Source organism: Staphylococcus sp. AS1337 (assembly GCF_051408735.1).
Taxonomy (GTDB): domain Bacteria; phylum Bacillota; class Bacilli; order Staphylococcales; family Staphylococcaceae; genus Staphylococcus; species Staphylococcus xylosus_B.
Window position 1 is genome coordinate 23,502 of sequence record NZ_JBOIHZ010000014.1, and the last position, 8,615, is coordinate 32,116.

An 8,615-nucleotide genomic window follows, 5' to 3' on the forward strand; every position below is an offset into this window, starting at 1 on the left:
TTTTCACCTACATATTATTTATATTTTCAAAGTATTTTATAATGCCTGAATGGTCATTCATACCATTACCGTGTGCAACTTCTGATTTGTACATTTCTTTCACTTGATTTGCTATAGGCAATGTAAGTCCGACTGTATCTGCTGTTGAACTCACGTTTTTCATATCTTTTAAATTTATATTTAATGTTCCCCCTGGTTGATAGTTTTCCTCAATCATTTTTGGAAACTTGGCATCCATTACACTAGAACCTGCTAGACCACCTTTAATTGCTTTATACATATTTGCTAAATCTATATCGAATTTTTTAGCTAATATTACAGCTTCAGAAAGTGCAGCAATATTGGTGTTAACTATAATTTGATTTGCTAACTTTACTACGCTACCAGCACCAACGTCTCCGACTCTTATAACTGATGCAGCAATAGGTTCTAAAACTTTTTGAACTTCTGGTAAATCCGTTTCTGTACAACCAACCATCACTGATAATTCACCAGTTATTGCTAAAGGCTCTCCCCCACTTACGGGAGCATCCATATATTTAATTTGTTTTGTTTCTAGTACTTTACTTATTTCCAATGATTCATTTGGCGTTAGAGAGCTAGTATCAATAACAGCTTTTACTTTAAGATCAGTTTGCTTAACTATTGCATCTTCGCCACTATATAAAACAGCCTTTACTATCGCACCATTTGGTAACGATGTAATAACATAATCAGCTTGTTGAGCCATTTGTTTTACTGAAACAGCATTTGCCCCTTGCATCACTACTTCACTTTCTGCTTCTTTATTTAAATCATTAACAAGAACAGTTACGTTCGCTTTCAATAAATTTTCTACCATTGGTTTCCCCATAATACCTAAACCTATAAATCCTACTTTCATAAATCGACACCCTTTCTGAAAACGTTTGCAAAATAATTGTATACTAAATTAGATAAAATGTATACATTTTATTACTAATTTTTTTATAGTACACTTATTGTAATGAGGTGAGTTAATTGAATAATAATGAATTAACAATTTATCAAAGAATAAGAAATGACATCATTTCTGGAGCTTTTAAAAAAGATGAGAAAATTACCGAAGCTAAACTTGCAAAGAAATATGAGGTAAGCCGAACTCCAATTCGTGAAGCATTAAAGCAACTAGAGCTAGAATACTTTATTAAAAATGCTTATATTTTCATACCAACTAGTGAAGAATATAGGCAAATATTTGAAATGCGTATTTTATTAGAAACACACGCATTAAAAAAAGCTGCTATTGTTTATACAACATCAGATTTAGAAGAATTAAAAGGTTACACAGAAATAGATATCGAAGTGGAGGATGAAGCTACAATCATTGAAATCAATGACAAATTCCATCAAAAAATTATCGCCGCTACTAATAACCAATTTATCCTAGATACATATCAGAAATATAAGAGTTTCATTTATTTATTTAGCCAAACTGTAATTAACAAACGTCGGCCTGGTTTAATAGAAGAACATAAAGCCATTGTTTCAGCGCTTTATGACAGAGATATTAATTTAGCTGTCACGTTACTCGAAGACCATTTAAAAAACGACTTAGAATTCAGCCTTTATTATTTAGAATTTAAAAACAATGAATAATTTAAAAAGACACGAAATTTTAATAGTTTCGTGTCTTTTTATGAATTAAAATTAATTTATAATTAATGAATAGTAGTGTGCAAACCATAGGTGTTGATTTTCTGTTAAATAAGGTATATATTATTGCTAACAAGTATATTTTTTATACCAACTGTTTATATATACTGTAAACAGGTAATAATCAATACAATAGTAACTATCAAATCTATGGGGGGCGCTATATGAATATCATTGGCCATCATCACATTTCTATGTATACAAAAGATGCACAAATAAATAAAGATTTTTATACTAAAATTTTAGGATTACGTTTAGTAGAAAAATCTGTAAATCAAGACAACCCTACGATGTACCATCTATTTTTCGGAGATGAAATCGGGTCTGCAGGAACTTTGCTGAGCTTTTTTGAGATACCTAATATAGGGAAAAATCGTCCCGGTACAAACTCCATTCATCGTATAGGTTTATTAGTCCCTGATAAAGCATCTTTAACTTATTTTCAATCTCGTTTAGAAGATAACAATATAGATACGATAAATATGACATATTTAAACCAACAAGCTTTGTTATTTAAAGATCCAGATGATTTAGAGATTATATTAATTGCTAACCAACAATATAATCTACCAAAGTCATGGCGCAAAAACCCATACTCAGATATCCCTACAGAACATCAAATTTTAGGTATAGGACCTGTCGAATTACGATTACGTGATACGCAAAAAACTGTCGATTTTTTACAGAATGAACTTCGTTATACTCCAAGGCAGGATACAGAAGAAACAGTTATGACCTTGGATGAAACTGGCTTATACTCAGATTTTGTGATTGTCGAACAACAAGGGCAACGCGCTAGACCTGGTCAAGGTTATGTGCACCACATAGCTGTAAACACACCCAAAGATTCAAATTTAGAAGCTATTTTAGCAACAGTTAATAAAAACCCTGGAAATAATAGCGGTATTATTGATCGTTATTTTTTCAAATCATTATACTACCGACACAATAGCATTATGTATGAATTTGCAACAGAATCTCCTGGTTTCACGGTAGACACAGCTATTGAGAATTTGGGTAAACAACTCAATTTACCAGATTTTATGGAAGATCAACGTACTCAAATCGAATCACAATTACACGATTTATAAAGGATGATGATATATGGCTATTTTAAAAATGAATGAAAATACTCCATTAGAATTTGGGCTTTATTCACTTGGAGATCACCTACTCAACCCTCATAACGGTGAAAAAGTAAGTTATGAACAACGCATTCAAGAATTAATCGAGGCAAGTCAATTAGCAGAACAGGCAGGTATAGATGTATTCGGTGTGGGCGAAAGTCACCAAGAGCACTTTACTACACAAGCACATACAGTTGTATTAGGTGCTATTGCACAAGCGACTAATAAAATTAAAATATCTAGTTCTTCTTCAATTATAAGCGCAGCGGACCCAGTTAGAATATTTGAAGATTTTGCAACTTTAGACCTAATATCGCATGGACGAGCAGAAATAGTAGCAGGTAGAGCTTCTCGTACAGGTATCTTTGATTTATTTGGTTTAGATTTAAATAATTATGATGAGCTTTACGAAGAAAAATTAAATTTACTGTTAGAGTTGAATAAGACTGATAAAATCACTTGGTCTGGTAAATTTAGACCAGATTTAAATAATATGAAAATATTCCCAAGACCAATAGACGATGAACTACCAATTTGGCGTGCTGTTGGTGGTCCTGCAGCAAGTGCGATTAAAGCAGGTCGCCAAGGTATTCCAATGATGATTACCACGTTAGGTGGGCCAGCAATGACATTTAAAGATTCAATAGATGAATATCGGCTCACTGCAAAAGAACATGGTTTCGATACTTCAGCCGAATCGTTACCAGTTTCTACCGCTAGTTTATTCTACACTGCTGAAACTACACAATTAGCATTAAAAGAATATTACCCTCACCTTAATGTTGGTATGTCTTTTATAAGAGGTGCTGGATATCCAAAACAACAATTTGCCAATGCACCGGATTATAGAGATGCATTAATGGTTGGAAGCCCACAACAAATTATTGAAAAAATACTTTACCAACATGAACTTTATAATCATCAGAGATTTATGGCTCAAATTGATTTCGGTGGCGTACCTTTCGATAAAATAATGAAAAATATAGAACTCATTGGTAATGAAATCATTCCAAGTGTTAAAAAACATTTGAACAAATAGGAGGTATAAAATGACAAACGTCGTGCTACTATCTGGTTCTACAGTTGGCTCTAAAACAAGTACTGCTATAAAATATCTAAACGAAGCCATAACAAATCAAGATGATACACTTAATATCCAATTATTCGATTTAAAGAATTTAGATTTAGCTTTTAGCGATGGACGAAATTACTTGGATTATTCTGGAGACACATTAGAATTAACTACTGCTTTAATGCAAGCTGATATTATTTTTATAGGTTTTCCAATCTTTCAAGCATCTATACCAGGAACACTTAAAAACGTATTTGATTTACTTCCTGTTAATGCATTTAGAGATAAAGTTGTAAGTATTATAGCAACTGCGGGTTCTCCTAAGCATTACTTAATTGCTGAAACACAATTAAAACCAATATTAAGCTATATGAAAGCCCACGTTATGCAAACTTATGTATTTATCGAAGAACGTGATTTTTCTAATGGCACTATCGTTAATGATGACATTATATTTAGAATTAATGATTTGGCAACATCAACCTTGCGTGTTTCTAAATTATATAATCAGCTTTTAGAAGAAGAAAATGATCAATACGATTTTTAAATCACTATTGCATTAATATTTTAACTACCTATAAATTTAAAGAGCCGAGGCATAAAAATATGCCTCGGCTCTTTTTTGTACTATCCCTATAGTCGTTATTAAATTTTAGTTATTTTTTTCTATCTTTTTTCTTGTTTCCTTCTTAAGAGCATCATTGAACCTATAGCTCCTAGTAAAGTTCCAAAAATCCAACTATCTTTATTTTTTCCACCTGTATCAGGTAAATGAGTTAGTGACTTCATACTCTGTTCTGAATTTTCATTTGTTTCATTTTTTATTATTTGCAAATGGTTCGAAACTTCATTTAACTGTTGCTGATTTCGAGGAGTTTTTTCTTCTAATAACTTACTATCTCTATCATTTAAATATTGTTCTTTCACATTTTTATACATAGGATTATGTGATTTTGAATTTTTGATAGTATTATCCAAATGTTTATTTACTTTAGCATGATTTTGACCTTTTATATTTGGGGATTCTACATCTAATGTTCCATTGCTATCTTGGTCATTCACTTCTGGCGACATTACTGAACCGATTTGTTCTAAACGACTTTGTAACGCATCCTTACCTGCTGTACCATTCGGTACATTATTCAATTTCTCTGTTGCGTTTGCCTTAGCTGTTTCTAGCGCCTCAATTAATTTATCTAATTCTGCTTTTTCAGTTGGGTTGACTAATCCATCTGCTGTGATCTCAGACAACTTGTTATTCGCAGCTACTTTGGCTTGTTCAGCTGCTTCAATCGCTTGTTGGGCTTCATTTAATTGTTCTGTATCTAAGACTCCGTTACTATCTTGATCGTTCACTTCTGGCGACGTTACTGAACCGATTTGATCTAAGCGACTTTGTAACGCGTCTTTTCCTTCAGTACCATTCGGTACATTATTCAATTTCTCTGTTGCGTTTGTCTTAGCTGTTTCTAGCGCCTCAATTAATTTATCTAATTCTGCTTTTTCAGTTGGATTGATTAAGCTATCCGATGTGATCTCAGACAACTTGTTATCTACGTCTTGTTTAGCTTGTTCTACTGCTTCGATTGCTTGTTGGGCTTCATTTAATTGTTCCGTATCTAACACACCATTACCATCTTGGTCATTCACTTCTGGTGACATTACTGATCCTATTTGATCTAAACGACTTTGTAACGTATCCTTACCTGCTGTACCATTCGGTACGTTATTCAATTTCTCTGTTGCGTTTGTCTTAGCTGTTTCTAGCGCCTCAACTAATTTATCTAGCTCTGCTTTTTCAGTTGGGTTGACTAATCCATCTGCTGTGATCTTAGATAACTTGTTATCTACGGCTTGTTTAGCTTGTTCGGCTGCTTCAATCGCTTGCTCGGCATCTGATAATTGGATTGTATCTAAGACACCATTGCTATCTTGGTCGTTCACTTCTGGCGACGTTACTGAACCGATTTGATCTAAGCGACTTTGTAACGCATCCTTACCTGCTGTACCATTCGGTACATTATTCAATTTCTCTGTTGCGTTTGCCTTAACTGTTTCTAGCGCCTCAATTAATTTATCTAATTCTTCTTTTTCAGTTGGGTTGACTAATCCATCCGATGTGATCTCAGACAACTTGTTATTCGCAGCTACTTTGGCTTGTTCTAATGCCTCAATCGCTTGTTGAGCTTCCGATAATTGTTCTGTATCTAAGACTCCGTTGCTATCTTGGTCATTCACTTCTGGTGATGTAACCGAACTTATTTGATCTAAACGACTTTGTAACGCGTCTTTGCCTTCAGTACCATTCGGTACGTTATTCAATTTCTCTGTTGCGTTTGTCTTAGCTGTTTCTAGCGCCTCAATTAATTTATCTAATTCTGCTTTTTCAGTTGGATTGATTAAGCTATCCGATGTGATCTCAGACAACTTGTTATCTACGTCTTGTTTAGCTTGTTCTACTGCTTCGATTGCTTGTTGGGCTTCATTTAATTGTTCCGTATCTAAAACGCCATTACCATCTTGGTCATTCACTTCTGGTGACATTACTGATCCTATTTGATCTAAACGACTTTGTAACGCGTCTTTTCCTGCTGTACCATTCGGTACGTTATTTAGTTTTTCAGTCGCTATTACTTGGGCTGCCTCGAGTCCTTCAATTAATTTATCTAACTCTGCTTTTTCTGTTGGGTTGATTAAGCCATCCGATGTGATCTCAGATAACTTGTTATCTGCGGCTTGTTTGGCTTGTTCAGCTGCCTCGATGGCTTGTTGCGCTTCATTTAATTGCTCTGTATCTAAGACCCCGTTGCTATCTTGGTCATTCACTTCTGGTGACATTACTGAACCTATTTGATCTAAACGGCTTTGTAACGCATCCTTACCTGCTGTACCATTCGGTACGTTATTCAATTTCTCTGTTGCGTTTGTCTTAGCTGTTTCTAACGCCTCAACTAATTTATCTAGCTCTGCTTTTTCAGTTGGGTTGACTAATCCATCCGATGTGATCTCAGACAACTTGTTATTCGCAGCTACTTTGGCTTGTTCTAATGCCTCAATCGCTTGTTGCGCTTCCGATAATTGTTCTGTATCTAAGACTCCGTTGCTATCTTGGTCATTCACTTCTGGTGATGTAACCGAACTTATTTGATCTAAACGACTTTGTAACGCGTCCTTGCCTGCTGTACCCTTCGGTACATTATTCAATTTCTCTGTTGCGTTTGTCTTAGCTGTTTCTAACGCCTCAACTAATTTATCTAGCTCTGCTTTTTCAGTTGGGTTGACTAAGCCATCCGATGTGATTTCAGATAACTTGTTATTCGCAGCTACTTTAGCTTGTTCGGCTGCTTCAATCGCTTGTTGCGCTTCATTTAATTGCTCTGTATCTAAGACACCATTGCTATCTTGGTCATTCACTTCTGGTGACATTACTGAACCTATTTGATCTAATCGACTTTGAAGCGCGTCCTTGCCTGCTGTACCATTCGGTACGTTATTCAATTTCTCTGTTGCGTTTGTCTTAGCTGTTTCTAACGCCTCAACTAATTTATCTAATTCTTCTTTTTCAGTTGGGTTGACTAAGCCATCCGATGTGATTTCAGATAGCTTGTTATCTACGTCTTGTTTAGCTTGTTCTACTGCTTCGATTGCTTGCTCCGCATCTGATAATTGGATTGTATCTAAGACTCCGTTGCTATCTTGGTCATTCACTTCTGGTGATGTAACTGAACCGATTTGATCTAAGCGACTTTGTAACGCATCCTTACCTGCTGTACCATTCGGTACATTATTCAATTTCTCTGTTGCGTTTGCCTTAACTGTTTCTAGCGCCTCAATTAATTTATCTAATTCTTCTTTTTCAGTTGGGTTGACTAATCCATCCGATGTGATCTCAGACAACTTGTTATTCGCAGCTACTTTGGCTTGTTCTAATGCCTCAATCGCTTGTTGCGCATCTGATAATTGTTCTGTATCTAAGACTCCGTTGCTATCTTGGTCATTCACTTCTGGTGATGTAACTGATCCTATTTGATCTAAGCGACTTTGTAACGCGTCTTTTCCTGTTGTACCATTCGGTACGTTATTCAATTTCTCTGTTGCGTTTGCCTTAGCTGTTTCTAGCGCCTCAATTAATTTATCTAATTCTGCTTTTTCAGTTGGATTGATTAAGCCATCCGATGTGATCTCAGACAACTTGTTATTCGCAGCTACTTTGGCTTGTTCAGCTGCCTCGATGGCTTGTTGCGCTTCATTTAATTGTTCCGTATCTAACACGCCATTACCATCTTGGTCATTTACTTCTGGTGATGTAACTGAACCGATTTGATCTAAAGAACTTTGTAACGCGTCTTTTCCTTCAGTACCATTCGGCATGTTATTCAATTTCTCTGTTGCGTTTGTCTTAGCTGTTTCTAACGCCTCAATTAATTTATCTAATTCTGCTTTTTCTGTTGGGTTGATTAACCCATCTGCTGTGATCTTAGATAACTTGTTATCTACGGCTTGTTTAGCTTGTTCGGCTGCTTCAATCGCTTGCTCCGCATCTGATAATTGTTCTGTATCTAACACACCATTACTATCTTGATCGTTCACTTCTGGCGACGTTACTGAACCGATTTGATCTAAGCGACTTTGTAACGTGTCTTTTCCTTCAGTACCATTCGGTACGTTATTCAATTTCTCTGCTGCGTTTGTTTTAGCTGTTTCTAGCGCCTCAATTAATTTATCTAACTCTGTTTTTTCAG

General features: G+C 35.3%; 6 protein-coding genes. 4 read left to right on the top strand and 2 right to left on the bottom strand.

Annotated features, from left to right (window positions below; all coding sequences use genetic code 11):
- Positions 1-7 precede the first annotated feature (7 nt).
- On the bottom strand, positions 8-883 hold the full coding sequence (locus ACSUE0_RS14370; RefSeq protein ID WP_119613752.1) for an NAD(P)-binding domain-containing protein: 876 nt from the start codon (positions 881-883) through the stop codon (positions 8-10).
- Positions 884-999: 116 nt separating this feature from the next.
- Here ACSUE0_RS14370 and ACSUE0_RS14375 point away from each other — a divergent pair, with 116 nt between their 5' ends.
- The 4 genes from ACSUE0_RS14375 to ACSUE0_RS14390 all read left to right on the top strand — a co-directional run bounded on the left by ACSUE0_RS14375 (position 1,000) and on the right by ACSUE0_RS14390 (position 4,420).
- Positions 1,000-1,617 (top strand): GntR family transcriptional regulator, encoded by a 618-nt coding sequence (locus ACSUE0_RS14375; RefSeq protein ID WP_107551816.1) that lies wholly within the window; start codon positions 1,000-1,002, stop codon positions 1,615-1,617.
- Between the two features lie 221 nt (positions 1,618-1,838).
- Positions 1,839-2,765 carry a VOC family protein gene (locus ACSUE0_RS14380; protein WP_119613753.1) on the top strand — a complete coding sequence of 309 codons (927 nt, stop codon included), beginning with the start codon at positions 1,839-1,841 and terminating at the stop codon, positions 2,763-2,765.
- Between the two features lie 13 nt (positions 2,766-2,778).
- The gene (locus tag ACSUE0_RS14385; protein WP_119613754.1) at positions 2,779-3,840 is read left to right on the top strand and encodes an LLM class flavin-dependent oxidoreductase; all 1,062 of its coding nucleotides are present in this window, start codon (positions 2,779-2,781) and stop codon (positions 3,838-3,840) included.
- A gap of 10 nt (positions 3,841-3,850) precedes the next feature.
- On the top strand, positions 3,851-4,420 hold the full coding sequence (locus tag ACSUE0_RS14390) for an NADPH-dependent FMN reductase (RefSeq protein WP_436957818.1): 570 nt from the start codon (positions 3,851-3,853) through the stop codon (positions 4,418-4,420).
- Positions 4,421-4,539: 119 nt separating this feature from the next.
- Here the strand turns inward: ACSUE0_RS14390 and ACSUE0_RS14395 are convergent.
- Positions 4,540-8,615: GA-like domain-containing protein (locus ACSUE0_RS14395; RefSeq protein ID WP_436957820.1), on the bottom strand; the 4,076-nt coding region annotated here is incomplete at its 5' end.

Excerpts from the sequence above, each read along its gene's own strand:
- ACSUE0_RS14385 (WP_119613754.1), top strand. The coding sequence starts at position 2,779 with ATGGCTATTTTAAAAATGAATGAAAATACTCCATTAGAATTTGGGCTT.
- ACSUE0_RS14370 (WP_119613752.1), bottom strand. The coding sequence starts at position 883 with ATGAAAGTAGGATTTATAGGTTTAGGTATTATGGGGAAACCAATGGTA.
- ACSUE0_RS14390 (WP_436957818.1), top strand. The coding sequence starts at position 3,851 with ATGACAAACGTCGTGCTACTATCTGGTTCTACAGTTGGCTCTAAAACA.
- ACSUE0_RS14380 (WP_119613753.1), top strand. The coding sequence starts at position 1,839 with ATGAATATCATTGGCCATCATCACATTTCTATGTATACAAAAGATGCA.